This is a genomic window from Parasphingorhabdus sp., assembly GCF_036964675.1.
GTDB lineage: Bacteria > Pseudomonadota > Alphaproteobacteria > Sphingomonadales > Sphingomonadaceae > Parasphingorhabdus.
Window position 1 is genome coordinate 1 of record NZ_JBALTF010000004.1, and the last position, 24821, is coordinate 24821.

Here is a 24821-nt window from a genome sequence, read left to right on the forward strand (position 1 = left end):
GCTGCCCGGTGTTCATTTCCGGGACGATAATCCGGTCGAAACTCTTGAGCAATTCGCCGAGATTTTTCGGCAACGGCCAGATATTGCGAATATGGACATGGGCGACATCCTTGCCGGCGGCGCTGGCGCGCGACACGGCCTGATGAATCGGACCAAAGGTCGAACCCCAGCCAACGACACACAACTTGGCGCCAGCCTTGCCGAACGCCAGATCCTGATCGGGCAGACTGTCGGCAACGCCGAGTATCTTGTCGCGCCGGATTTCGGTCATCGTCTGGTGGTTGGCCGGACCATATTCGATATGGCCGGTATCGACGCCCTTTTCGATTCCGCCAATCCGGTGCATCAATCCGGGGGTTCCGGGCTTGATCCAGGGCCGCTTCAGATTTGCGTCCCGGCTATAAGGCAGCAACGGGCCGTCGGGCTTCTCGGTCATGAAGCTGACCGGAAAACGCTCGAGCGTATCGACATCCGGGATTTTCCAGGGCTCGGCTGCATTGGCGATATAGCCGTCGGTCAGCAGCATCACCGGCGTCATATATTGCACCGCGATCCGCACCGCTTCGATCGCGCAGTAAAAGGCATCTTCGGGCGAACGCGCGGCAATCACCGGCATCGGCGCATCGCCGTTGCGGCCATAGACTGCCTGATAAAGATCCGATTGTTCGGTCTTGGTCGGCAGGCCGGTCGACGGGCCGCCGCGCTGCGAATTGACGATCACCAGCGGCAATTCGGTCATGATCGCCAGACCCATGGCCTCGCCTTTCAGCGCAATGCCGGGACCGGAAGAGGAGGTGATGCCCAGACTACCGGCATAGCTTGCGCCGATTGCAGCGGTAATCGCGGCAATCTCGTCTTCGGCCTGGAATGTGGTGACGCCAAATTCTTTGAGTCGCGACAGATGATGCAGAATCGCCGACGCCGGAGTGATCGGATAGCCGCCGAAAAACATCGGTAGTCCAGCCAGTCGCGCGCCCGCCACCAATCCCAGAGACAGAGATTCTGCGCCGGTTACGGTCCGATATGTGCCCGGTTCCGCCGGAGCCGCAGCAATCTTGTGATGCTGCAAATGACCGCCACCCAGACCGTCACCCGAAATCTCGGCGGTTTCGCCATAGGCATGACCGGCGTTGAGCGCCGCGATATTTGCTTCGGCAATATCCGGCAATTTGGCGAATTTACTTTTCAGCCATTGCACAATCGGTTCGCGGTCGCGTTCGAACATCCACAAGGCCAGGCCGAGCGTCCACATATTCTTGCAGCGCAGCGCTTCCTTGTTGCCGAGTCCGAATGGTTTCACCGCATCCAGCGTCAGCTGCGAAATATTGAGCTTGAGCAATTGCCATTTGGCAAGCGAGCCATCTTCCAGCGGATTGCTGTCATAATGAGCCTTGTCGAGATTGCGTTTCCCGAATTCGCCTTCATCGGCGATCACCAAACCGCCGGCGCGAACCGCCTGGACATTGGTTTTCAACGCAGCCGGGTTCATCGCAATCAGCACATCCGGTTCATCACCGGCGGTTTCAATCGCGCGCGAACCGAAATTGATCTGAAAGGCGGACACACCGAACAGCGTTCCCTGGGGCGCCCGAATTTCTGCCGGAAAATCCGGGAACGTGGCCAGATCATTGCCTGCCAGTGCGGTCGACAGCGTGAACTGCCCTCCGGTCAACTGCATCCCGTCGCCGCTATCGCCAGCGAAACGGACGACGACATTTTCAGCGCCGTCGGGATGGGGACTATTCGGGTCTTCCTGCTTCAGTGCGGTGGCCATAATGGGTTTTCCATGCCTTTACTTATTATTACGCAGCCCGCTCTAGAGCAGCAAAGCGCCCCGCTTCAAACCACAAAAACTAATAGGGATAAAGCATTTGTTTGGGCACCCGGTCCCGATTAGCGCTTGCCTAGTGATCATGGCCTGATCTAATCGAGCGGTTAAACGCTAGGAGACAATCGATGACTGACGCTTATGTACGCCCCGATGTGCAAATGATTTTGACGATGCTGGCCCAATCGGACCAGCCGCTCATGTCGGAAGTCGAGCCCGCAGCGGCACGCGAAATGTACAATGTGATGGCCGCGATGCTCGAAGCAGACGCGGTCGATCTGGCACGAATCGAGGATCTGTCCTGCCCCGGCCCGGCCGGCAACATCGCGCTCCGCCTTTACGATAGTCAGGCCGAACGAAGCGCGGAAACGCCCGTCATCATCTTCTATCATGGCGGCGGGTTCGTGATCGGCGATCTCGAATCGCACCATAGTTTCTGTACCTATATCTCGCGGGAGATGGATATTCCGGTCATTGCGGTTGATTATCGCCTGGCCCCGGAAGCCCCCTTCCCGGCGGCGCCGCACGACAGTCTGGCTGCGACACGCTGGGTTGCGGACAATCAGAAGCAACTCAAACTCAAGATCAGCGGCATGATTCCCTGCGGCGACAGCGCCGGTGGGAATCTCGCCTTGGTGGTCGGGCAAGTGCTGGCAACCGAGCCTGCTTCTGTACCCATTGTCGCGCAATTTCCAATCTACCCTGCAACCCGCATGGATGCAGAGGGTGGATCGATGGATGAATTTGCCGAAGGCTTTCTGCTCACCAAAGAGAGCATGGACTATTTCAACAGCAATTATGCCGCGAAGAATGACGACATTCATGTATCGCCTTATCTTGGCGATCTGGCCAAATCACCGCCGACGGTGCTGGTCACTGCTGGCCTCGATCCCCTGCGCGACCAGGGCCGCGAATATGCCGCAGATTTGATCCGCCATGGCGTGAACACGAATTTCATCGAAATGCCCGGCATCGTGCATGGCTTCATCAATATCCGCAAGGCAGTGCCGTCGGCGGCGCAGGATGTCGACAAGATGATTGCCGCCTGGAAAACTTTGCTCGCTTCTTTGGAGTCATAGATCAGAATATCTGCCGAAATTTTCCGGAATATTGGCTGCTCTTCTCATATTATTCGCAACATACACAAATGCTTAAATTCTGAATCAAGAGTCGCTAGGTCCGGCAGAGATAAATGCGCTACAAGCGATCCTTATCCATTATCCTGTCGCGCTCCGGCGGATTCGATAAGGGGCTGCCGGACGTCTCGCGCATCAGAAAATTTTGAAAAGGCATAGTAAAATCGATTATAGCACACTCCCCTATCGCCCCTGCGCCGGAATCATGCTCGCCAATCGCGAAGGATTGGTATTCGTCGGTCAGAGGCTGGATGCCGCCGAAAGCAAATATCCGGATTCCTGGCAAATGCCGCAAGGCGGGATCGACGAAGGCGAGGAAGCCGAATCGGCGGCCTTGCGTGAGCTTTGGGAGGAGACCGGTGTTGTCGCCGACCATGTCCAGATCATTGGTCGCAGCGCCGACGAATATTTCTATGATCTCCCCGAGGAACTGCTCGGCAAGATCTGGAAAGGCAAATATCGCGGCCAGCGGCAAAGCTGGTTCCTGATGCGCTTTACCGGCGAGGATGACCATATCAACATCCAAACCGACCATCCCGAATTTTCAGACTGGAAATGGGCGGAACCCGCGGCACTGTCCGACCTGATCGTGCCATTCAAAAGGGATTTATACCGGTCCCTGCTGAAAGAATTTCTCCCGCTGATCTAGCGACCACATTTACAGGTTTTCCTCATGTCCAAAATATTTTCGCTCGGGGCGTCAGCCACCGCTCTGTTGATCGCAACCCCTGCACAGGCGACTTTGCCCGATCCGGTTAGAGCGATGATTGAAGCCGCGATCTTGTCAGAGCATGATGCAGACATTCAATCTGTCGTGAAACTGGCAAAGGCCACCAACCCGGACGATATTTCCGAAATCGATGCGATGCTCGCCGACTATATTTCCGAAAAGCAACAGCGGGCGGAAATCGCCGAAGCTGAAAAAATGCAAGCCGGCTTCTTCAAAAACTGGTCCGGACAAGGGGAAGCCGGAGCCTTTCGGTCGACCGGAAACAGCAGCAACACCGGCCTGAGCGGTGGCCTGAAACTGACCAAAAAGGCGACAAAGTGGCGTTTCAAGTTCAATGCGCTTGCCGATTACCAGCGCAGCAATGGCGTGACGACGCGCGAACAATTTACCGTCGCTCTCGAACCCGACTACAGGCTCAATGACCGGCTCTATGCTTATGGACTGGCGCAATATGACCGGGATCGCTTTCAGGGATTCTCTGCGCGTTACACGCTTTCCAGCGGCCTGGGATATGCCGTCATCGATAAAGACCATGTCTCGCTCGACATCAAGACTGGACCAGCGTGGCGCAAAACAGCTTTCGTGGGCGGTGGTTCGGAAAGCCACATTGCCGGTCTGGTAGGCCTCGATTTCAATTGGCAGATATCAGACAATTTGAAACTGACCGAGGCGGCAACGACAACATTTGAATCGGGCAATCAAAGCTTTACCTCGATCACGGCGTTGGACACCCGCATAGTCGGTGCGCTTTCGGCCCGTTTTTCTTATAGTCTCGAGCATGAGACCAATCCGCCGGCCGGACGTATCAAGACCGACACGCTCAGCCGTGCGACGCTGGTTTACGATTTCTAGCCTCGGCTGAAATCGCCGATCAGGGGTTTTCGCTCTCCGGTTCTTCGTCACCGATTTTGGGCTTTGGCGTAACCGCTTCGGCCGACAGCACCGGTTTCTTTTCCGCTAGCTTGATCGCCGATGCCAGCTGGTCATTTTGCGAACAGCGCGACCGGCACAAGGTTTCAATCCGCGACAGGTTCACCCGGGCTTTTTCCAGCGCACCGCGCTGGATCAGCGCCTCACCCTGCCCGGCCAGCGCATCGAGATTATTGGGATCGAGGATCAGGGCTTCCCGATAGAGTCGGATCGCCTTGCCTGGCAGTTTCTGCACCCTGGCAATTTGCGCCAAGGCGATGAAGGCAGAACCATTGCGCGGATCTACCGCCAGCGACGTTTCATAAAGATCGGCTGCGAGATCGAGTTCGCCGCGTTTTTGCGCTGCTTCACCCAATTGCATATATTCAACCGACCGCTGCTTGATTTCGATGTCGGCAGACTGGCCAAAACTGGCGCTGGAAACGGTAGCAAAAACAAGAGATAAGGCGACAACGGCCGGTGAAAAACGCATAATCAGCTCCAATAAACTCTCGCCACCATAGCCAGACTCAGCTGCATGCTGGCTTAACATGTTTTGCTATCACAATTTTTCGAGGCAGGTAAAATAAAAGCCATCCGTTCCGTCATGATAGGGTGAAAGAAGAGTACCTTTACGATATGGGCGACCAATCGGCAAATCAATCGATATTTCTTGCCACTGCGGGTGGTTTTCAAGAAACTTGTCCGTCTGATCGCCGCCTTCTTCATCGAGCAGCGAGCAAACGGCGTAAACAAGCCGTCCGCCGGGCTTCACCATCTCGCTGCCGAGATCCATTAGCCTTTGTTGCAATTCTGTAGTGTGCGCGAGCCGTTTAGGCGTCATCCGCCAGCGTAATTCAGGGTTGCGCCGCCAGGTTCCCGTGCCGCTGCATGGCGCATCGACCAGAACCAGATCACAACTCGCTTTCAGATGGTCCAGCGCTTCCATTTCATTGCCCGGAGCGAGCAAAATCGTCTCGATATTCCGGGCACTCGCTCTGCGCTTGCGCGGCTCAATCCGGCTCAGCCGTCCACGATCCGTGTCCGCTGCGATAATCTTGCTCTCCGGCGGTAGCATGGCCGACAAAGCAAGGGTTTTGCCACCGGCACCCGCGCATAGATCCAGCACCAGATTCGGCTTGGCAGCAGCGCCGGCCACCGCGATGGCCTGACTGCCGAGATCCTGGATTTCAATCGCGCCTTCGCGAAACAGCGTCTTATCCTCCAGCTGGGTCCCGGTCGGAAGTTCATAGCCATGCTGCAGGGCCAAAGCGACAGCGTCCGGCCATGCCGATTTGACTTCCAGATCCGTCGAACGCTGGCCATTGACCCGAACATGCAGCGGCGCACGATCAAACAGTGCTTTGCGTTCGGGCTCATCGATCAGACTGGCAAATCTGTCTGCCAGCCATTCCGGAATTTGCGCACTGCTGGCAACCGGCTCATCTGTCGTAATTGCAGCAGGACCATAATTGGAACCGTCAAAAAACTCTCGCAACTCGGGCTGTTCGGCAACCAGTCCGACCATGGCCTGCCTGCCGTTTTCCGGTCTGTCTCCCCAGCGCCGAATAGCGGTGTAGACAAGCTCGCGAATGGCGCGGCGATCACCCGATCCCGCATAGCGCCGTTCTTTGAAAAATTTCTTGGCAATATTGTCCGCAGACCCGCCGTTGTCCCGCGCCGCAGCAATGATCCAGTCGAGCAGCTCTATCGCCGCCTGCAGTCTGGCTGCAGGAGTCACTTGCTCATGCGATCGTCGGCCCGCGGCGCAGGCCAGACAAACATCCGCAGAAATATTTTGGTTTCGATCACTTAATGCCTCCAAAGGCGCTATCGGGTCGGATAATTGGGTGCTTCTCTGGTGATCGCCACGTCATGGACATGGCTTTCCTGCAATCCGGCATTGGTGATCCGGATGAACTCGGCCCGTTCGCGCAAATCGTCCAGCGTCGCCGAGCCAGTATAGCCCATGGCGGCTTTGACGCCACCAACCAGCTGATGAATGACATCGCGCGCCGGCCCCTTGAACGGCACCTGCCCTTCGATACCTTCCGGTACCAGTTTCATCTGGTCGGTAATGTCCTGCTGGAAATAGCGATCAGCCGATCCGCGCGCCATGGCGCCGACCGAGCCCATGCCGCGATAGCTTTTATAGGCACGCCCCTGATAGAGGAAGGTTTCCCCCGGCGCTTCTTCGGTTCCGGCCAGCAAAGATCCGATCATCACCGCCGATGCACCGGCTGCCAGTGCCTTTGCAACATCGCCCGATGTCCGCAATCCGCCGTCGGCAATGACCGGAATGCCGGATTTTTCGGCTTCTTCGGCACAATCCATGATCGCGGTGAGCTGCGGGACACCGACACCGGCGACCACCCGCGTGGTGCAAATCGAACCCGGACCAATACCAACTTTGATACCGTCTGCCCCCGCATCGATCAGCGCGCGGGTCGCGGCGGCAGTCGCCACGTTGCCGGCAATGATCTGGACGCCGTTCGACCGTTTTTTGACATCTTCCACAGCACGCGCGACCATCGCGCTATGGCCATGGGCGGTATCGATAACGATCAAATCGCACTCCGCATCGATCAGCGCCTGGGTCCGCTCCAGTCCGCTTTCCCCGACGGTCGAGGCCGCTGCGACGCGCAACCGGCCAGTGGCATCCTTGGTAGCATTGGGATAGGTGACCGCTTTTTCGATATCCTTGACCGTGATCAGGCCGACGCAATGATAATCATCATCCACGACCAGCAATTTCTCGATACGCCGCTGGTGCAGGGTGCGCCGCGCTTCTTCCTGACTCACGCCAGCCGGAACCGTGGCAAGATTCTCTTTCGTCATCAGCTCGGAAATCTTCTGCTTCGGATTTTCCGCAAAGCGCACATCGCGATTGGTCAATATGCCGACCAGTTTGCCCGATTTCTCGACCACCGGAATACCGGATATCCGGTTCTGCGCCATCGTCTCCTGTGCTTCCGCCAAGGTCGCATCCGGCGCGATCGTGATCGGATTGACCACCATGCCGGATTCAAATCGCTTCACCTGCCGCACGGCGGCTGTCTGCTGAGCAATGGTCAGGTTCCGGTGCAAAACACCAATCCCGCCCATTTGCGCCATGACGATCGCCATGTCCGACTCGGTCACCGTATCCATGGCGGAGGAAAGGATCGGGATATTCAGGCCGATCAGCTTGGTCAGACGGGTTTTGGTATTGGCCTGGCTCGGCACAATCTCGGACGCGGCGGGCCGCAACAGGACATCGTCAAACGTCAGTCCCAACCGAATTTCTTTATGCTTGCCTGGCCTGCTCATGATCGCCACTTTCCGATATCGTGAATTTGATTCTGTGGCGGCCCATGTAATCAGTTATCGGCCTCGCCGCTAGTGGCTATTCCGGGATATCTCGCAGTCGAGGCAAAATAGCGGCCCAGCGCGACATGGAAATTGGCGTCAGCAGCCGCTCCTGTCAGCTCCAGAGTGTCATTCACTTCATCGCTGACATCATGATAGGGACCATCGATAAAGGCCTTGAGCCGTTCCTCGTCAGCAAAGGCGCTGCTGATCATGAAAGCCGGGACACCCAATTCCAGAAAAACATAGCCGTCCTGGCGTTTGACATAGGCATCCGCCTTGCCACTGCGGTCAATCTCGCGACGCTCCTGTGCGGCGACTATCCCGATATCCCGGCCGAGTCCGGTATCTCCCGGCCCGACCACCGCGATCTCCTGTCCATTGTCAGAAAGAGCGATAGTATCGGCATTGAATACCGCGATAAATTTCTCGAGCGCGACAGGAGGATTGTCGGTGAACGCCCGCGCGCCCAGCAGGCCCTTTTCCTCAGCGGTCGTCGCCAGAAAATATATGTCCCGATCCTGCCCTTCACCGGACAGGCGCCTGGCGGTCTCGATCAGCAACGATATGCCGCTGGCATTGTCGACAGCGCCGTTGCAGATGCGGTCCTTGCCGGGTTCCAGCGGATCTTCGATCCGGCATATGCCAAAATGATCCCAGTGCCCCATGAACAACAGGGCCCCGCGTTTCGGATTGGTGCCGGGAATCTTGCCGATCACATTGTGCGATGAATAGGAGCGAACCCGGGTCTCGGCGCTCGCGTCCGCATTCAGCCCAAGGTCGACGATCGATATGGCATCTTTGTCAGCCAGCAATGTTTCGGCATCCAGCCCGGATTGCCGGACCAGCTTCCCGAACTGTTCAAGACTGATCAATCCTTCGAGGTCGGCGTGATTTTCGGGATCGGCCAATGCGGTTGATCCTCGCTGAAAAAATCGCTGGAATCTGGACCAGCGGTCCTGATCTTCGACAACGGATATCACGCCAACCGCGCCAGCCCGGATCAACTGTAGCTTGCGATTGCGAAAATCTGGCATATCATCATCTTCAGGCGGCTTGCTCGGCAGCAGCACGAGTTTTCCTGCGACCGAAAGTCCGTCTCGCTCCAGATCGGCATAGCCAGCAAAGACAACCGGCATATGGGATTGCCGGAAGGACGGGCTGCGGCTCCGCAGGATGATCTCGTCGGGCCGCAACCGCACGGACTTGCCCCGGCCCTTGTTGGCAAAATATATCCGATAGCTATCCGGCGTTCGCTCCACCAACGGCACGGGCGCGTACCAGGAGCCTTTTTCGCCTGCGGGGTGAAGGCCTGCCGCCGACCATTGGCTGGCGATATAATGGACGGTCTTATTTTCGCCGAGCGTGCCGGGTTCCCGCCCTTCGAAGGCATCGCTTGCCAGTATCTCGATATGCCTGAGCAGGTCTGCCTCGGCGATCGCTTGCGCGCGCGCCGCACCGGCAAAAATGAGACCCGAAAAAATCAAAAAGGCAATGAAACGCATTACAACTACAATCCCTTTGCTAACCGGAAAAATTTGCTTTTCCCTTGGCATTATCCTGCAAATAATCAATGACAATGAGACCGTTCGCTAAGGAGAATAGAAATGGGCATTTCACTGTTATTATTGGTGCTACTGGTCACCATCATCTATCTTTTTGCGAGTATCAAGATCGTCCGGCAGGGCTATCATTATACAATCGAATATTTTGGCCGCTTTACGACAACGGCGCATCCGGGATTCAATTTCTATCCCGCATTTCTCTATCGCGTCGGCCGCAAGGTCAACATGATGGAACAGGTGCTCGACATCCCGGGTCAGGAAATCATCACCAAGGACAATGCGATGATCTCCACCGATGGCGTGGTGTTCTTCCAGGTGCTTGATGCCGCCAAGGCCGCCTATGAGGTCAATGATCTCTACAATGCGATCCTCAACCTCGTCACCACCAACCTGCGTACGGTCATGGGTTCGATGGATCTGGACGAAACATTGTCCAAGCGCGACGAGATCAACGGCCGGCTCCTGGTCGTCATCGATGACGCGACCACGCCCTGGGGCATCAAGATAACCCGCGTGGAAATCAAGGACATCCGTCCGCCGCAGGACATCATCAACGCGATGGCCCGGCAGATGAAGGCCGAGCGTGAAAAACGCGCCAACATATTGGATGCCGAAGGTGCCCGCGCTTCCGAAATCCTCCGTTCCGAGGGCGAGAAACAGGGCCAGATATTGCAGGCCGAGGGTCGCAAGGAAGCCGCCTTTCTCGACGCCGAGGCGCGCGAGCGCGAAGCCCAGGCTGAAGCCAAGGCAACCGAACTGGTCTCCCAGGCAATCGCCGGCGGCAATGCACAGGCGATCAACTATTTTATCGCGCAGGACTATGTGAAGGCAGTCGAAAAATTCGCCACCTCGCCCAATGCCAAGACCATATTATTTCCGATCGAGGCAACCCAGCTGATCGGAACATTGGGCGGAATTGGCGCCTTGGCCAAAGAAGCGCTCGGTGAAAACAGCCAGACCTTCTCGCCGCCGCGCAAGGGTCCGTTCGACAATCAGGACAAATGAGATCAGCAGGGAACAGAGCATAAGCCATGGATGATTTGACCATCAGCAATCCGGAATATGTCTGGCTGGGGCTGGCCGCGCTGCTCGCGCTGGCAGAGCTGTTCGTTCCCGGCGTTTTCCTGATCTGGGTTGCGGCCGCGGCGGCGGTTGCCGGAATCCTCTCGCTGTTTATCGATTTGACCGTCGCTGGTCAGCTGACCGTATTTGGCCTGTCGACCATCTTGGCGGTACTGGGCGGACGTCGCTGGTATTTGACCCATGATGTCGAAAGCGAAAATCCGCTGCTCAACAACCGTTCGGCGCAATTGGTCGGCAGAACCGTGACTATTGTCGAAGCGATTTCTGCGACCAGCGGACGGGCAAAAGTCGCCGACGGCGAATGGCCGGCCAAAGGCCCGGATATGAAAAAAGGCGCGATTGCAAAGATTGCGGCAGTAGAAGGCGGAGTCCTCCGGCTGGAACCGCTGGAGGACCCCGTTCAACTGGACAGCAAGCCTATTTCTTGAAGAAGCCCTTCGCCTTGTTGGTGAGGTCATTGATCGGATTGCCGTCGCCATCGCGATCAAAAAAACCGGTAACCTTGCCGAGCAACCCGTCTTCACCGGTCAATTTTTCCATCAGGCTGCCTTCGCCATCAAGACCGGCTTTTTCCGCCAATGCCGGCAACAGCCCTTTGAGTTTCTCGGGATCAACACCGGCTTCGGCAGCGGCTTCCTTGATCGCGGTCATCTTGTCCATGCTGCCATCGCGCAGCTTTGCGAACAGCGCCTCACCACCTTTTTTGGCTTCATCCACCGTCATCCCGGCTTTTTCCGCAATGTCGTCGATGCTGAAATTTTCAGGCAACATATCCATGATTTTTTCGAAAATGCTCATATCCAATCTCCTTCATTTTAAGAAATTCTAACGAACCAGTTTACCAGCCATGCCGATAATGTCATCCAGCGGATTGCCGTCACCGTTGAGGTCGAGAAGCGAACCGAGACCGCTCGATGACGCCTTGTTGCCGCCACCCAGCAAGCCACCGATCAGACCGCCCAGACCGCCGCCATTGCCTGTGCTGTCACCACTCTGCTTGGCCATATATCCCGTCACCATCATCGCGACAACCGGCAGCATTTGCTTGAGCAAATCACTGCTTATGCCGGTCTGCTGTTCTGCACCGGCCGCGACAGTTCGGCTGACTTCCTTGGAACCAAAAATCTGACCAAGCACTTCATTGCCTTTTGCAACCGGTGTCGGCTGCGTAGCCAGGACGCTGTCGAGCAGTCCGCCGCCGCCTAGCTGGCCGAGCAATCCGTCCAGACCGTCCAGTCCGCCTGGCTGCGCCTGAGCTGTTTTCTTGAAGCCACCCAATATGGCAGGCAGCAATGCTGCGGCACCGGTTTCGGCGACGCTTTCGTTGATCCCGAGTTCCTTGGCCATCGTGCCAATACCGCCGGACTGCTGCAACATATCCATAATTTTCATCGTCGATCTCCTTCGCTGCCATGACAGCACGCTGTGATTCTTTACTGCCTGCACCCTAGCATATTTTCTCGGCGGAAACCGTCCAATCGGCAGCTTTACGAGTGTTTACCAGACATTGGTGGCGCATGGCCGTGCGTACAGGAAATGGACAAGATCGCCGCAGCTGGCGGCATCGTTCCGGCTGAATTGAAAGACTGATTTTCTGGACCCATCGTGCAATTGAATTTAGGCATGGGCTGTGAGCGATCATAGCCCCCTGCCAAATGCCGAAGCCCCGAAAGGCTGCCGGAAATGCCCGCGACTGGTTTCGCTGCGCAAAAGCCTGTGCAAGGATCATCCCGAATGGTGGAATGCACCTGTACCGGCCTTTGGTGACCCGGATGCATGGCTGGCGATCGTCGGCCTCGCTCCGGGCAAGGAAGGCGCCAATCGTACCGGCAGGCCCTTTACCGGGGACGCGTCGGGCGAAATGCTGTTCGCCACTCTGGCCAAATATGGCTTCGTTGACGGTGAGTTTGCCAATGATCCCGCCGATGGGATCACACTAAACGGCGCAATCATTCTCAACGCTGTCAAATGCCTGCCACCGGAAAACAAACCGACCGGTGCCGAGATCAACAATTGCCGTTCTTATCTCGCCAAGGCGCTGGACCACTTGCCAGAATTGAAAATCATCTTGGCACTGGGCAAGATCGCCCATGACAGCATCATCCGGCTTTCCGGAGCACGGCTTGCGGATCACAAATTTGTCCATGGCGCCCGACACCGGTTACCCGATGGCCGGACCCTGATCGACAGCTATCATTGCAGCCGCTATAATGTGAATACGGGGCGGTTGACGGTGGCGATGTTTGAAGATGTTTTCGAACAGGCGGCTTATATGTCCTCAACCAGCCGCCCGTAAAGTTCCGGCCGCCGGTCCCGGAAAAACCCCATGCCCGCGCGGTGTTTGCGCGCCTGTTCGAGGTCGAATAATGCCACCAGCGCGCCGGTTTCCTGCGAACCATATTCCTGCACCAGATCACCCCATTCATTGGCGATGAAGCTGTGCCCGTAAAAGGCCTGATCGCCATTTTCCCCAGCTTCAATACCAATGCGGTTGCTCGCGACCACCGGCATGCAATTGCTCACCGCATGGCCCTGCATCGCCCGGCGCCACATGCGGCTGGTGTCCAGCTCCGCGTCATATGGCTCCGACCCGATGGCGGTTGGATAGAATAATATTTCCGCGCCCATCAGCGCCATTGCTCGCGCGGTTTCCGGATACCATTGGTCCCAGCAGATGCCGACGCCGATCCGGGTTCCGCACACATCCCAGATCTTGAAGCCCGAATTGCCCGGGCGAAAATAATATTTTTCCTCATAGCCGGGGCCATCGGGAATATGGCTTTTGCGATAGACGCCCATGATCTCGCCATCGGCATCGATCATCGCGATGCTGTTATAATGATGCGGCCCGTCGCGCTCGAAAAAACTGGCCGGGATCGCGACGCCATATTGCTTGGCCAGCTTCTGCATGGCGAGCACCGGAGAGCTCTCACTCAATGGCTGCGCCAGCGCAAACAGCGCTTCATCCTCGGTCTTGCAGAAATAGGGGCCGGCAAACAGCTCCGGTGGCAGGATGATCTGGGCACCCTGCTCTGCAGCCTCGGCGACAAGGCCGCTGACGGCAAAGATATTCGTCTGTTCATCCCCGCCCAGGGGCAGCTGCAGGGCCGCTACGCATAATTTGGTCATAGCAGCCCTGATAGCGGCTTAGGAACGCTTCTTAAACAATAATGTCATCCGGTCGGATTCACCGATCGCTTCATATTTGGCTTTGTCGGTATCACCGCCGCCCAGAACCGGAGGCAATGTCCAGACACCGCCGGCATAGTCGGACATATCTTTCGGATTGGCATTGACTTCGGATTGACCAGCCAGCTCGAAACCGTTCAACTCGAACAGCGCCACCACTGATGCCTGTTTCAGATAGCCCTTGCTGCCATTGGACATCGCATAGGATGCACCAGGCTTGGCGCGGTGCTGTACAACCCCGACCATGCCGTCATCTGCCAGCATGTCGCGCAAGGCGCGCAGTTCGGAGTCAGCGCGGTTGCTATTCAGCATGCCGTGCAATGACCGGAAAATCAGTATCCGGTCGACTTTGCCCTTCATGTCATCAGGCATCTCGTCGCTTTCAAAGGCGAGTATCTTTTTGGCATCGACGCCGGTCCATTTCGCCGCTGTCTCGGGGAAGCTCTCGGGCCAGCCTTTGCTGCGCGCTTCCCGGGCACGGTCTGGAAAATTGGTCGCCGAACTGTCGGCGTTGATCGCAACATATTGTCCGCCACCAGCGAGATAGGGGGTCAATATACGCGTGTACCAGCCACCGCCGGGTCCATATTCAACGACGGTTTGGTCTGGTTTTACACCGAAGAAGTTCAGCGTCTGTGCCGGATGGCGATAGCCATCGCGCGCCTTGTCGTCGGCGCGTCGTTCATGCGCCAATATCGCCTGGAGACTGGTGTCCGTCATCTCGGCACCGGCTTTTTCATGATGATTTGCAGCCGCTGGAACAGCGCCTCCCAACATCGCCAGCGCCGCGCTCGCCATCAGCAGTTTCTTCATGATATTCTTCCTCTCAGATTTCCGGGACAAGTTTTTCAGCCTGCATTCGTACGCAAGGCCCGTGGCGACACAATATGTATTATCGGGCATTTTCCATAGACAGCTTATATTGCGGCAAAAGCTCTGGCCTGGGATAAAGTTCGTCAAACGGCACGGAGACCCCTGTATCCTGGACGATCCGGACATGTTTCCGCCCCAGGTGCCGCGGTTCATCGACGCCGCAGCTATGGGCGATCACTTCCACCTCGTGAACGATATTCCGGCAATAATTGGCGACTTTCACTTTCTTGTCCTGCGGATCAAGGCCGCGTTGCAGGCGCGGATTATGGGTAGTGACCCCGGTCGGACAGGTATTCTTGTTGCATTTGAGCGACTGGATACAGCCGAGCGAAAACATGAACCCGCGCGCCGTATTGACGAAATCAGCCCCGGCACAAATGGCCCAAGCGACGCTGGACGGCGTGATCCGCTTTCCCGAAGCAATGATCTTGATCCGGCCGCGTAGTCCATATCTGTGAAATATGTCGGAAAGCATCGGCAGGCTCTCCTTCAGCTGTAATCCGACATTATCCATCAATGGCATCGGCGCGGCGCCAGTGCCGCCATCTCCGCCATCCAGCGTGAAAAAATCCGGGGCGCTGGCAATGCCGCGTTTGTGGATTGCGTCGCACAATTCTTCCAGCCAGCCATAGGCGCCGACCACCGCCTTGATCCCGGTCGGCTTGCCGGTCACTTCGCGCACATGATGGATGAAATCGAGCAGTTCATCGACGCTGTTGATCTCTGGATGCCGGTTGGGCGAAATACTCGGTTGTCCCTCCGCTATGCCGCGAATGTCGGCGATCATCCGGTTCACTTTCTCCCCTGGCAATATCCCGCCCTTGCCGGGCTTGGCCCCCTGCGACAGCTTGATTTCAAACATCCTTACCTGTTCGTGCGCAGCCACGGCGCGCAGCTTGTCGTCACTCAGACTCCCGTCCGGGTTGCGAACGCCATATTTCGCGGTGCCGATCTGAAAGACGATATCGCAGCCGCCTTCGAGATGATAAGGCGACAGCCCGCCCTCACCGGTGTTCAGCCAGCATCCCGCCATTTTTGCACCATGCGAAAGGGCCTGGACAGCAGGAACCGACAAGGCGCCAAAACTCATCGCGGAAATATTGAAGAATGATCTGGCCTCAAAAGGATGTTTCGAATGTTCGCCGATGATGCAGGTCGTTGTTTGTGCTGCATCGGTCTCAAGCGCCGGAAACGGGCAATTGACAAAAATGGCCGTGCCAGGCGGATCAAGATTCTTGGTCGATCCGAAAGCGATGGTATTGTCCATGCCCTTGCCGGCTCTTTCCACCCATTCCCGCTCGGCCCGGTTGAACGGCATTTCCTCGCGGTCCATGGCGAAAAAATATTGCCGGAAAAATTCGCCAAGCGTAGCAAAAATATGGCGAAAGCGGCCGATGACCGGATAGTTTCGGCGCACCGCATCCTGTTTCTGGGTGATATCAATGATGAACAGGGCAATGAAAGCCGCCAGTCCCAGCCCGAGCAGCAGAATGAAAATATAGGTCAGCGCACTTAACACGCCCAATATGCCGTCCGTCATCAATCGTCCCCTAAACAGGTTTGATAGAGTAGCAGCTTGCGCCTCCCCGACCAAGGTTCGCGCAAATGGTCAATTGGGTTACGGCAGCAGCGGAATCTGTTGCGAGATGCAGTGGAAACTGCCGCCACCGCGCAGCAGCGCCTGGCTGGATAGCCCGATCACCTTGCGGTCGGGGAAAAGCGCGGTGATTTGCTCTACCGCCCTGGCATCATTCGCTGCGCCATATTGCGGAACCGCGACGACCCTATTGCCGATGTAGAAATTCATATAACTGGCGGGCGCGATGTCGCCGTCGATCCGATATAGTCCCGCAGATGGCAAGCGGACCAACTGCAAACCCGATGACTGGACCCGCCGCGCCGCATCCTCAAAAATCTCCGCATTGGGATCGTCATCGGTCTCGGCTTGGGGAATTGCGACCGTACCGGGTGCCACAAAGCGGGCAAGATTGTCGACATGGCCGTCGGTATGGTCGGCGGCCAGCCCATTCCCGAGCCAGCAGATATCCTCTACCGCCAAGGCTTCGCGCAACCTCTCGGAGACCTGCTCCCTACTGAGCCTGTCATTGCGATTGGGGTTGAGGACGCATTGCTCGGTGGTGATCAGCCGCGCCGTGCCATCGCCATCAATCGCGCCGCCCTCCAATATCCAGTGATGCTCGCGATCCGTCAGAGCAAAGCGCTGTGCCAGCCGCGCGCCGATGTCCTGATCGCCAGCCATCGCATATTTGCCGCCCCAGCCGTTAAAGCCAAAATTCTGACCGGCAAGCCCATCCGGGCCGGTGACAAAAATCGGTGCAGAATCGCGCAGCCAGATGTCGCCAAACGGCTCGACGACAATCTCCACGCCGGGCTCGACCAGAGCGCGCGCGACATCACCGTCAGCGGCAGTTCGGCAGACCAGAATAACGGTCTCTCCCGCTCCCTGATCCGCTATCGCATTGGCAAAAGCAGCCACTTCTTGCTGCGCTTCAGCCCGTCCCACCGGCCATTCCGCCGGATCACCGGGAAAACCGATCCACACCGCCTGATGCGGCTCCCATTCTGCTGGCCATCTCATCTTGCCGTCTTTCGGAGCGGATCAACCGCCTGCGCGGCTCTTGTCCCGCGTCGCGCGGAATTCATCACCTTCATTCCAGTTGGGCCAGTCTTCGGTCATCGCCAGCATCCGGCCGACGGTATAATAGACCTTCAGATCACCCATCACACCGGTCCAGTCCCAATCCGGATTATATTCATCCTTGGGTCCATGATAGCGATTATCGGTATAATCTTTCGAAATGGCTTCACCGGCTTCCCGGCCACCGTCAATCAGATCTTCGCCACCTTCGAAATAGATCATTGGCACGCCCAGCTTGGCAAAGCTGAAATGATCGGAACGATAATAATAGCCTTTCTCCGGTGTCGGCTCGGCTTCGGCCACGCGGCCATCACCCTTCAGCGCCGCCTCCAGATAGGCATCCAGTTGCGACTTGCCCTTGCCAACCACGATGACATTTTTTGCCGGACCGGCCATGCCGAAGGCATCCATGTTCACGCCGCCAACCGTTTGACTCAGCGGATAAATCGGATTTTCTGCATAATATTGAGAGCCGAGCAATCCCGACTCTTCCGCCGTTACCGCCAGAAAGATAACACTACGATCCGGCGCGCCTGCCTTGGTATAGGCTTCAGCCAAAGCAACCAGTGCTGCGGTACCGGTCGCGTTATCAACCGCACCATTGCAGATATCATCGCCATCATCCGCAGGCTTGCAACGCCCCAGATGATCCCAATGGGCTGTATAGATGACATATTCATCCGGACGGGTCTTGCCCTTCAAAATGCCGACGACATTCTTGCTATCGGTCTTGTTGATATCATTTTCGAGCGATACCGAGGCTTTCAGCTTCAGGTCCACCGCCTTGAAGCCCTTTTTCTTCGCCGCCGCCATTTGCTTGGTCAAATCCTGACCAGCCGCTGCAAAAATCTTGGCCGCCACTTCTTTTTGAATCCAGCCGTTCAATTTGGTCTGGTCTGCGCCGCCATTGGCCGATTGGGCGTAAAATTGCTCGCCGGTCCAGCTGGATTCGACAACATTCCAGCCATAAGCCGCCGGGTCGGTATCATGGATGATCAGCGCCGCCGCAGCGCCCTGCCGCGCTGCTTCTTCATATTTATAGGTCCAGCGGCCATAATAGGTCATCGCCCGGCCACCAAATTCGCCTTCCAGGCTCTCGGTACCGAAATCGGGATCATTGACCAATATGACCACGGTCTTGCCCTTGACGTCGACACCGGCATAGTCGTTCCAGCCCCGCTCGGGAGCGTTGATGCCATAGCCGACAAATACCATGTCGCTATTAGCAACGTCGATTTTCGGCTGCTCCTGATAACTCGCCGCGACATAGTCGCTGCCATAGGTGAAGGACAAATCGCTCTTGCCGCCGCTGATTTTCAGAGGCGACGTGTTTTTTGCCGTGATGCCGACCAGAGGTACATCCTGAAACCAGCCACCCTTGTTGCCCGGCTCCAGCCCGGCCGCGGCAAATTTTTCGGATATCAGCTTGATCGCCTTGGCCTCGCCCGCCGTTCCGGGGGCACGGCCTTCATAGGCGTCAGAGGAAAGCTCCTCGGTGATCGATTTCATCGTTTCAACCGACAATTCTGGCGCTGCGATTTCGGGGAGTACAACCGCTGTATCACCCTCATCAATCTTCGTGCAGCCAGCCAATATCAGCGATGGTGCCAGCAGCACCCAAAGCGACCGTTTCAACATAAAGCTATCCTTCTGAAATTCTCTGTTTCGAAAAACGTTGCATGCCCAATGGCAGACGATTTTAGGCAAAGCAAGAAGCCTCACGATTCAAAAACCGGGTTGCCAAACGAAGCCGAGTTGGCGATGTTTCATAACTGGATATTTCAGATGGGAGTTCTTGTGTTACGCATTAGTATAATATTTGTCTCGCTCGCCGTTACCTCGGCAATGACTGTCCCGACAGTATTGGCCAATGAAAAAGCCGAAATTTTTGGAGCGGTGCCTGCCATCAGAGATATCAGCCTTTCTCCCGATGGAGACAGAATTGCCTTTATTTCACCAGGCCTAGGGACTTTGTCGGACCTATACACGATTGATCTTTCCAAAGGCGATGAACCGACACGGGTAATGAGTTCATCGGGAGATCCGGAAAACCTGCAATGGTGTGGCTGGGTATCAAATTCCCGGCTCGCTTGCAAACTTGGTGGACTGAAGGAACAGACAGGCGAAATATATGGTTTCGGGACGATGTTCGCGATCGATTCCAATGGCAAAAATGCCAGACAGTTGACGCTGGAAAAGGATGCCAACACGCTCACATATAGCTTGGGTAGCGGTGACATTATTGACTGGCTGCCAGATGAACAGAACGCCGTTCTGATGAGTCGCTATCATCCTGAGAAACGAGCCGGTGGGACGCGAATCGTAAACCGGAATTTCGGCTGGGCCGTCGAGCGGATCGACACCGTCACCGGCAAAGCAAAATTTGTTGAAAAGCCAGCTGAAGAGGCACTTGAATATATAACCGATGGCGAAGGCCATGTTCGAATCAAGGGGATGCGCGCAAAATTGGGTGCAACCGAACGTGATTCGGGCCGCATCAAATATTTCTACAAAAATGACGATGATAACTGGATCGAATTGGGTCAGCTTGATTATGCCAACCGCAGCGGTTTCAACCCTTACGTCGTGGACAAAACGCTCAATTCCGTATTGGGTTTCGCACCATATCAGGGTCGCCAGGCGCTGATGTCGGTCAAGCTCGATGGCAGCGGAGAAGAGACGGTGCTCGTTACCAACGACAAGGTCGATGTCGATGGTCGTATCCGCATTGGTCGCAAGAACCGTGTCGTCGGCGCCAGCTATGCAATCGAGAAACGCGAAGCCGTTTATTTCGATGAAGAGCTGGAGAAATTGGCTGCAGGTTTGAGCAAGGCGTTGGGAGGAAATACCGCGATAAATTTCTCGGATTCCAGTCAGGATGAGAGCAAGCTTCTGATCTGGGCAGGATCGGACATCGATCCCGGACAATATTTTCTTTTTGATCGCAACAGCAAGCAGTTGCGGCCGCTGCTGGGGGTTAGACCAAAGGTCGAAAATCAGAATTTGGCGACCGTGAAACCGGTCACGTTCCCGGCAGCCGATGGCACCGAAATTCCAGGATATCTAACGCTCCCCAAGGGTGTAGAACCAAAGAACCTCCCCGCCATTGTCATCCCGCATGGTGGACCTGAAGCCCGGGACGAATGGGGATTTGACTGGCTCGCGCAGTTTTTCGTCAGCCAAGGATATGCGGTGTTGCAGCCGAATTTCTGCGGATCGGCTGGCTATGGCGACGACTGGTTTCTGGAAAATGGCTATAAGTCTTGGAAAATTGCGATTGGTGATGTTTCTGACGGAGGGCGCTGGTTGATCAATCAGGGCATTGCCAAGCCGGAAGCGCTATCCATCGTGGGATGGTCATATGGAGGCTATGCCGCACTTCAGGCAGCAGTGACTTATCCTGACTTGTTCAAAGCGGTCATCGCGATAGCGCCAGTGACCGACCTTGCGCTAAAAAAGAACAACAACAATAGCGAGTATAGTAGCGTGGTAGAAGATAATCGGGTCGGAAACGGTCCCCATATCAAAGAAGGGTCTCCAGCGCAGAATGCCGCAAAAATCACGGCTCCGGTAATGTTGTTTCACGGCGATCTGGATCAAAATGTTTTCATCAATCAGTCAAAACTGATGCAAAACAAGCTGAATGATGCTGGCAAATCGGTGACCTTTATCGAATATGAAGGCCTCGCCCACGGCTTGCAGAATTCCGCAGCCCGGATCGACATGCTAACCAAGTCGGCAGCATTTTTGCCCAAATAATTTTTTCTGCAACAGAAACGAAAAAGGGCGGCGCAAACGCACCGCCCTTTTTTATGTGTCTGAAAATCGTTTAGCGCGAATAGAATTCGACGACCAGATTGGGTTCCATGGTCACCGGATAAGGCACTTCGTCCAGTGTCGGGATGCGGACATAGGTTACTTTGTCCGTGCCATCGGGTGTTACATATTCAGGAATATCACGCTCTGGCAGGCTCTGCGCTTCAATAACCAGCAGCATTTCTTGTGCCTTGGCGCTCAGGGAGATCACATCGCCCGGAACAACCTTGCGCGATGCAACGTTACATTTGACGCCGTTTACCCGGATATGACCGTGGCTGACGAGCTGACGTGCAGCGAAAATGGTTGGAGTGAACTTGGCGCGATAGACAACCATGTCGAGGCGCTGTTCGAGCAGGCCGATCAGGTTCTGGCTGGTATCGCCTTTCATCGCTGCAGCTTCTTTATAAGCGCGCTTGAATTGCTTTTCGGTCACGTCGCCATAATAGCCTTTCAGCTTCTGCTTGGCGCGCAGCTGAATACCGAAGTCGGACAATTTGCCCTTGCGCCGCTGACCGTGCTGGCCTGGACCATAGTCACGGCGATTGACGGGAGATTTGGGACGGCCCCAGATATTCTCGCCCATACGGCGATCGAGTTTATATTTGGAACTGGTACGTTTGGTCATATCAATGACTCCTGATTTGCTGTTTCTAAGTCTTCCCGGAGCGCACCATCAAAACCTGGCAAAAACCTGAGTCTTGATGCGGCCGCCGCTTCACCGGGGTGCGGGACCAATTGCAAGTGCGGGCCTATGGCGAGCAAGCCCGCCAATGTCAACAGTCTTGGCCCGCGAAAATCATGCGCAAACGGGCAACAAGTCTCGACTCTCTAACGGCTGGCGATTAATGCGCTGGGCATGATCGATACCAAGCCATTGCCGCCCATGGAAACCATGACCGATGTCCGCCAACAGGTGGACCGCATCGACGCCGAAATCATCGCTTTGATGGCACAGCGCTTTGCCTGCATGGATGCCGCCGCCCGGATCAAACAGGATCGAAACATTGTCCGCGATGAAGCGCGCAAGGCTGAAGTACTGGAAAATGTCAAACAGCTGGCATCAGAAGCGCACGTTCCGGTGCCGACCATGGCGGCGATCTGGGAAATGCTGGTCGAAACATCGATCAGCTACGAATTGCAAAAATGGGATCAATTGCGCAAATAGCATCTTCGATGACTATTTTTCAGCTTTATCCTTGCGAGGCGGCCTGTCCAACGAGGATATGACACCGCGCCAGGTCTTGACCTCCTCGTTCGTCCATGCCGGCTTGGTCAGCATATTGCGAAGCGTAACTTTCGTCGCCACAGCCCGTTCCGGCGGATAGAAATAACCGTTTTTGTCGAGCACTTGCTCCAGATGCTCGTAGAACATATCCAGCTCTTTCTGCGGAGCGGGTTCGGCGATTTTCTTGTCCAGCGTCGGCTGAACATTGGCGCTACCATCGATTTTGGATATTTCATAAGCCACCAGGATAACAGCCTGTGCCAGATTGAGTGACCCGAATTCAGGATTTATCGGTACGGTGATGATCTTGCGCGCAAGTTCAACGTCGACAACTTCCAGACCAGACCGCTCCGGCCCGAACAATATCGCGCATTTTCCACTGGCTTGCGCCATGTCTTCAGCCGCTTCCCAAGGCGTCAGCACCGTCTTGGTCATGCCCCGTTTGCGTACGGTTGTGGCATAGACATGGGCGCAGTCAGCCACCGCTTCAGCCGTGGTTTCAAAAATCTTGGCATGTTCCAGAACCTGATCGGCCCCCGATGCCGATGGACCGGCATCCGGATTTGGCCAGCCGTCCCGCGGATTGACAATGCGCATTTCGGTCAACCCGAAATTCAGCATCGCCCGCGCTGCCTTGCCGATATTCTGGCCGAGCTGCGGGTTTACCAATATGATCGCGGGCTGGTTGCTCACGCCCCGCCGACATCTTTCAGACTGCCGGCAAATTCCTTGAAATCCTTGGCCTCGGTAAAATCCTTATAGACCGAAGCGAAGCGGATATAGGCGACGCTGTCGAGCGCCTTCAGGCCGTCCATGACCATCTCGCCAATGGTCTTGGAAGGGATTTCGGTTTCGCCGCTGGTTTCCAGCTGGCGCTGAATGCCGGAGACCAGCTGATCCATCTGCTCCTGCGCCAGACCACGTTTGCGACAAGCGAGGGAAACCGACAGGTCAATCTTCGACCGGTCAAAGGGTTCCTTGCGGTCTTCGCTCTTGACCACGGTGATCTCGCGCAATTGCACGCGTTCAAAGGTCGTGAACCGTGCACCACAGCTCTCGCACTGACGCCGGCGTCGAATCGTCGTATTGTCCTCGGTGGGACGGCTGTCTTTGACCTGACTGTCGTCATGGGCGCAAAAGGGGCAACGCATGTTCTGGCTTTCCGATCAATCCTGGTAAATCGGGAAACGATCACAAAGCGACTGTACCCGTTGCCGGACGTCCGCTTCAACGGCAGGGTCACCCCCCTCGCCTTTTTCGCGCAGTCCGTCGAGCACATCGGCGACCATATCGCCGATCATCCGGAATTCTGCCGGACCGAAGCCCCGCGTGGTTCCCGCAGGTGATCCCACCCGGATGCCACTGGTCTTCATCGGTGGCTGCGGATCATTGGGGATGCTGTTCTTGTTGCAGGTGATGCCCGCCCGTTCGAGCGCTTCATCCGCGTCGCGTCCGGTGATGCCGAGCGGCGACAGATCGATCAGCGCGAGATGGGTGTCGGTGCCGCCGGCCACGACATCGGCGCCGCGTTCCTTGAGCGTTGCCGCGAGAATTTTGGCATTTTCAATCACCGCAGCGGAATAGCTTTTGAACTCGGGACGCAGCGCTTCACCGAAGGCCACCGCTTTGGCGGCTATCACATGCATCAACGGACCACCTTGCAGCCCTGGAAAAACCGCAGAGTTGATCTTCTTGGCAATGGCTTCGTCATTGGTCAATATCATGCCGCCGCGTGGCCCGCGCAACGTCTTGTGCGTCGTGGTCGTAACGACATGGGCATGGTCCAGCGGGCTGGGATGCAGTCCAGCGGCCACAAGTCCGGCAAAATGCGCCATATCGACCATGAACAATGCGCCGACAGCATCGGCAATCGCCCGGAATTTGGCAAAATCAATCTGGCGCGGATAGGCGGAACCACCGGCAATGATCAGCTTGGGCTGATGCTCCTTCGCGAGGGCTTCGACTTCTTCATAATTGATCAGATGGTCGTCATCGTTGACGCCATATTGGATCGCATTGAACCATTTGCCCGATTGGGCAGGTTTCGCACCGTGGGTCAGATGGCCACCAGCATCGAGCGACATGCCGAGAATTGTATCGCCCGGCTTGACCAGCGCCAGCATTACCGCGCCATTGGCCTGCGCTCCCGAATGCGGCTGGACATTGGCAAAGCCGCAATCGAACAGCTGCTTGGCGCGTTCGATCGCCAGTGTCTCGACATCATCCGACGGTGCGCAGCCCTGATAATAGCGGCGTCCGGGATAGCCTTCGGCATATTTATTGGTGAAGACAGAGCCCTGCGCCTGCAGCACAGCCTTGGAAACGATATTTTCTGACGCGATCAGTTCAATCTGGTTCTGCTGGCGCGCCAATTCGGCATTAATGGCTCCGGCAACCGCAGGGTCGCTCTCATCGACAGAAAAGTCGAAAAAACCGGTCTGCCTGATATCCTGCATA

At 56.2% G+C, this 24821-nt stretch carries 24 protein-coding genes; 8 read left to right on the plus strand and 16 right to left on the minus strand.

Translation table 11 applies throughout. The annotated features are described in order from the left end of the window. Positions 1 to 1774 (minus strand): 2-oxoacid:acceptor oxidoreductase subunit alpha (locus V7665_RS01500; protein ID WP_335662765.1); only part of this gene is annotated, 1774 nt, incomplete at its 3' end. A gap of 182 nt (positions 1775 to 1956) precedes the next feature. On the opposite strand from V7665_RS01500, the gene V7665_RS01505 reads away from it, so the two are divergent. The 3 genes from V7665_RS01505 to V7665_RS01515 all read left to right on the plus strand — a co-directional run bounded on the left by V7665_RS01505 (position 1957) and on the right by V7665_RS01515 (position 4546). Continuing rightward, positions 1957 to 2907: an alpha/beta hydrolase gene (locus V7665_RS01505; RefSeq protein WP_335662766.1), complete on the plus strand. Its 951-nt coding sequence runs from the start codon at positions 1957 to 1959 to the stop codon at positions 2905 to 2907. 202 nt (positions 2908 to 3109) lie between these two features. After that, positions 3110 to 3613 (plus strand): RNA pyrophosphohydrolase, encoded by a 504-nt coding sequence (locus tag V7665_RS01510; RefSeq protein ID WP_335662767.1) that lies wholly within the window; start codon positions 3110 to 3112, stop codon positions 3611 to 3613. 24 nt (positions 3614 to 3637) lie between these two features. Then, positions 3638 to 4546, plus strand: a complete 909-nt coding sequence (locus tag V7665_RS01515) for a DUF481 domain-containing protein (protein ID WP_335662768.1) — start codon at positions 3638 to 3640, stop codon at positions 4544 to 4546. Between the two features lie 19 nt (positions 4547 to 4565). Here the strand turns inward: V7665_RS01515 and V7665_RS01520 are convergent, their stop codons facing one another. From V7665_RS01520 to V7665_RS01535, 4 genes are all read right to left on the minus strand, one after another. Then, complete coding sequence (locus tag V7665_RS01520; protein ID WP_335662769.1) at positions 4566 to 5096, minus strand: tetratricopeptide repeat protein; 531 nt, start codon at positions 5094 to 5096, stop codon at positions 4566 to 4568. A 69-nt stretch (positions 5097 to 5165) separates the two neighbouring features. Next, a complete protein-coding gene (locus tag V7665_RS01525) occupies positions 5166 to 6344 on the minus strand; it encodes an RsmB/NOP family class I SAM-dependent RNA methyltransferase (protein WP_335662770.1) in 1179 nt (392 codons plus the stop codon). An 89-nt stretch (positions 6345 to 6433) separates the two neighbouring features. After that, positions 6434 to 7912 (minus strand): IMP dehydrogenase, encoded by a 1479-nt coding sequence (guaB, locus tag V7665_RS01530; RefSeq protein ID WP_335662771.1) that lies wholly within the window; start codon positions 7910 to 7912, stop codon positions 6434 to 6436. 50 nt (positions 7913 to 7962) lie between these two features. After that, positions 7963 to 9456, minus strand: a complete 1494-nt coding sequence (locus V7665_RS01535; protein WP_335662772.1) for a M28 family peptidase — start codon at positions 9454 to 9456, stop codon at positions 7963 to 7965. A 102-nt stretch (positions 9457 to 9558) separates the two neighbouring features. Here V7665_RS01535 and V7665_RS01540 point away from each other — a divergent pair, with 102 nt between their 5' ends. Together V7665_RS01540 and V7665_RS01545 are read left to right on the plus strand one after the other, a co-directional pair. Continuing rightward, positions 9559 to 10521 (plus strand): SPFH domain-containing protein, encoded by a 963-nt coding sequence (locus tag V7665_RS01540; protein ID WP_335662773.1) that lies wholly within the window; start codon positions 9559 to 9561, stop codon positions 10519 to 10521. A 26-nt stretch (positions 10522 to 10547) separates the two neighbouring features. Continuing rightward, entirely contained in the window at positions 10548 to 11027 is a 480-nt protein-coding gene (locus V7665_RS01545) for an NfeD family protein (protein WP_335662774.1), read from the plus strand. Here V7665_RS01545 and V7665_RS01550 read toward each other — a convergent pair. Both V7665_RS01550 and V7665_RS01555 read right to left on the minus strand, forming a co-directional pair. Then, on the minus strand, positions 11017 to 11397 hold the full coding sequence (locus tag V7665_RS01550; protein ID WP_335662775.1) for a hypothetical protein: 381 nt from the start codon (positions 11395 to 11397) through the stop codon (positions 11017 to 11019). The two genes, V7665_RS01545 and V7665_RS01550, sit on opposite strands and share 11 nt — an antisense overlap. A 27-nt stretch (positions 11398 to 11424) precedes the next feature. Next, entirely contained in the window at positions 11425 to 11991 is a 567-nt protein-coding gene (locus tag V7665_RS01555; RefSeq protein WP_335662776.1) for a DUF937 domain-containing protein, read from the minus strand. Positions 11992 to 12229: 238 nt separating this feature from the next. Between V7665_RS01555 and V7665_RS01560 the strand changes: the two genes are divergently transcribed. Next, complete coding sequence (locus tag V7665_RS01560; RefSeq protein WP_335662777.1) at positions 12230 to 12895, plus strand: uracil-DNA glycosylase; 666 nt, start codon at positions 12230 to 12232, stop codon at positions 12893 to 12895. Here the strand turns inward: V7665_RS01560 and aguB are convergent. The 5 genes from aguB to V7665_RS01585 form a co-directional block, all read right to left on the minus strand. Beyond that, positions 12868 to 13728 (minus strand): N-carbamoylputrescine amidase, encoded by an 861-nt coding sequence (gene aguB, locus V7665_RS01565; RefSeq protein ID WP_335662778.1) that lies wholly within the window; start codon positions 13726 to 13728, stop codon positions 12868 to 12870. The genes V7665_RS01560 and aguB overlap by 28 nt on opposite strands. A gap of 18 nt (positions 13729 to 13746) precedes the next feature. Next, positions 13747 to 14601, minus strand: coding sequence for a class I SAM-dependent methyltransferase (locus V7665_RS01570; protein WP_335662779.1), 855 nt, complete (start codon positions 14599 to 14601; stop codon positions 13747 to 13749). A gap of 79 nt (positions 14602 to 14680) precedes the next feature. After that, entirely contained in the window at positions 14681 to 16201 is a 1521-nt protein-coding gene (locus V7665_RS01575) for an FMN-binding glutamate synthase family protein (RefSeq protein ID WP_335662780.1), read from the minus strand. 78 nt (positions 16202 to 16279) lie between these two features. Beyond that, complete coding sequence (locus V7665_RS01580) at positions 16280 to 17260, minus strand: agmatine deiminase family protein (protein WP_335662781.1); 981 nt, start codon at positions 17258 to 17260, stop codon at positions 16280 to 16282. 21 nt (positions 17261 to 17281) lie between these two features. Further along, positions 17282 to 18958, minus strand: coding sequence for a M28 family metallopeptidase (locus V7665_RS01585; protein ID WP_335662782.1), 1677 nt, complete (start codon positions 18956 to 18958; stop codon positions 17282 to 17284). Between the two features lie 1008 nt (positions 18959 to 19966). Here V7665_RS01585 and V7665_RS01590 point away from each other — a divergent pair. Further along, complete coding sequence (locus V7665_RS01590) at positions 19967 to 21079, plus strand: alpha/beta hydrolase family protein (RefSeq protein ID WP_335662832.1); 1113 nt, start codon at positions 19967 to 19969, stop codon at positions 21077 to 21079. Positions 21080 to 21149: 70 nt separating this feature from the next. Here V7665_RS01590 and rpsD read toward each other — a convergent pair whose 3' ends face one another. Continuing rightward, positions 21150 to 21764: a 30S ribosomal protein S4 gene (gene rpsD / locus V7665_RS01595; RefSeq protein ID WP_335662783.1), complete on the minus strand. Its 615-nt coding sequence runs from the start codon at positions 21762 to 21764 to the stop codon at positions 21150 to 21152. Positions 21765 to 21995: 231 nt separating this feature from the next. Between rpsD and V7665_RS01600 the strand changes: the two genes are divergently transcribed. Continuing rightward, positions 21996 to 22304 carry a chorismate mutase gene (locus tag V7665_RS01600; protein ID WP_335662784.1) on the plus strand — a complete coding sequence of 103 codons (309 nt, stop codon included), beginning with the start codon at positions 21996 to 21998 and terminating at the stop codon, positions 22302 to 22304. Positions 22305 to 22316: 12 nt separating this feature from the next. On the opposite strand, the gene V7665_RS01605 is transcribed toward V7665_RS01600, so the two are convergent. The 3 genes from V7665_RS01605 to glyA are packed head-to-tail and all read right to left on the minus strand — an operon-like array spanning position 22317 to position 24820. Further along, entirely contained in the window at positions 22317 to 23057 is a 741-nt protein-coding gene (locus tag V7665_RS01605) for an RNA methyltransferase (protein ID WP_335662785.1), read from the minus strand. Then, positions 23054 to 23515, minus strand: a complete 462-nt coding sequence (gene nrdR / locus V7665_RS01610; RefSeq protein WP_335662786.1) for a transcriptional regulator NrdR — start codon at positions 23513 to 23515, stop codon at positions 23054 to 23056. Before nrdR ends, V7665_RS01605 begins: the two co-directional genes overlap by 4 nt. 15 nt (positions 23516 to 23530) lie before the next feature. Further along, complete coding sequence (gene glyA, locus V7665_RS01615; RefSeq protein WP_442955154.1) at positions 23531 to 24820, minus strand: serine hydroxymethyltransferase; 1290 nt, start codon at positions 24818 to 24820, stop codon at positions 23531 to 23533. Between the last annotated feature and the right edge of the window lies 1 nt (position 24821).

Coding starts and splice junctions, on each gene's coding strand:
- V7665_RS01505 (WP_335662766.1), top strand. CDS start 1,957: ATGACTGACGCTTATGTACGCCCCGATGTGCAAATGATTTTGACGATG.
- V7665_RS01515 (WP_335662768.1), top strand. CDS start 3,638: ATGTCCAAAATATTTTCGCTCGGGGCGTCAGCCACCGCTCTGTTGATC.
- V7665_RS01520 (WP_335662769.1), bottom strand. CDS start 5,096: ATGCGTTTTTCACCGGCCGTTGTCGCCTTATCTCTTGTTTTTGCTACC.
- guaB (WP_335662771.1), bottom strand. CDS start 7,912: ATGAGCAGGCCAGGCAAGCATAAAGAAATTCGGTTGGGACTGACGTTT.
- V7665_RS01535 (WP_335662772.1), bottom strand. CDS start 9,456: ATGCGTTTCATTGCCTTTTTGATTTTTTCGGGTCTCATTTTTGCCGGT.
- V7665_RS01540 (WP_335662773.1), top strand. CDS start 9,559: ATGGGCATTTCACTGTTATTATTGGTGCTACTGGTCACCATCATCTAT.
- V7665_RS01545 (WP_335662774.1), top strand. CDS start 10,548: ATGGATGATTTGACCATCAGCAATCCGGAATATGTCTGGCTGGGGCTG.
- V7665_RS01550 (WP_335662775.1), bottom strand. CDS start 11,397: ATGAGCATTTTCGAAAAAATCATGGATATGTTGCCTGAAAATTTCAGC.
- V7665_RS01555 (WP_335662776.1), bottom strand. CDS start 11,991: ATGAAAATTATGGATATGTTGCAGCAGTCCGGCGGTATTGGCACGATG.
- aguB (WP_335662778.1), bottom strand. CDS start 13,728: ATGACCAAATTATGCGTAGCGGCCCTGCAGCTGCCCCTGGGCGGGGAT.
- V7665_RS01570 (WP_335662779.1), bottom strand. CDS start 14,601: ATGAAGAAACTGCTGATGGCGAGCGCGGCGCTGGCGATGTTGGGAGGC.
- V7665_RS01575 (WP_335662780.1), bottom strand. CDS start 16,201: ATGACGGACGGCATATTGGGCGTGTTAAGTGCGCTGACCTATATTTTC.
- V7665_RS01580 (WP_335662781.1), bottom strand. CDS start 17,260: ATGAGATGGCCAGCAGAATGGGAGCCGCATCAGGCGGTGTGGATCGGT.
- V7665_RS01585 (WP_335662782.1), bottom strand. CDS start 18,958: ATGTTGAAACGGTCGCTTTGGGTGCTGCTGGCACCATCGCTGATATTG.
- V7665_RS01590 (WP_335662832.1), top strand. CDS start 19,967: ATGTCGGTCAAGCTCGATGGCAGCGGAGAAGAGACGGTGCTCGTTACC.
- rpsD (WP_335662783.1), bottom strand. CDS start 21,764: ATGACCAAACGTACCAGTTCCAAATATAAACTCGATCGCCGTATGGGC.
- V7665_RS01600 (WP_335662784.1), top strand. CDS start 21,996: ATGATCGATACCAAGCCATTGCCGCCCATGGAAACCATGACCGATGTC.
- nrdR (WP_335662786.1), bottom strand. CDS start 23,515: ATGCGTTGCCCCTTTTGCGCCCATGACGACAGTCAGGTCAAAGACAGC.
- glyA (WP_442955154.1), bottom strand. CDS start 24,820: ATGCAGGATATCAGGCAGACCGGTTTTTTCGACTTTTCTGTCGATGAG.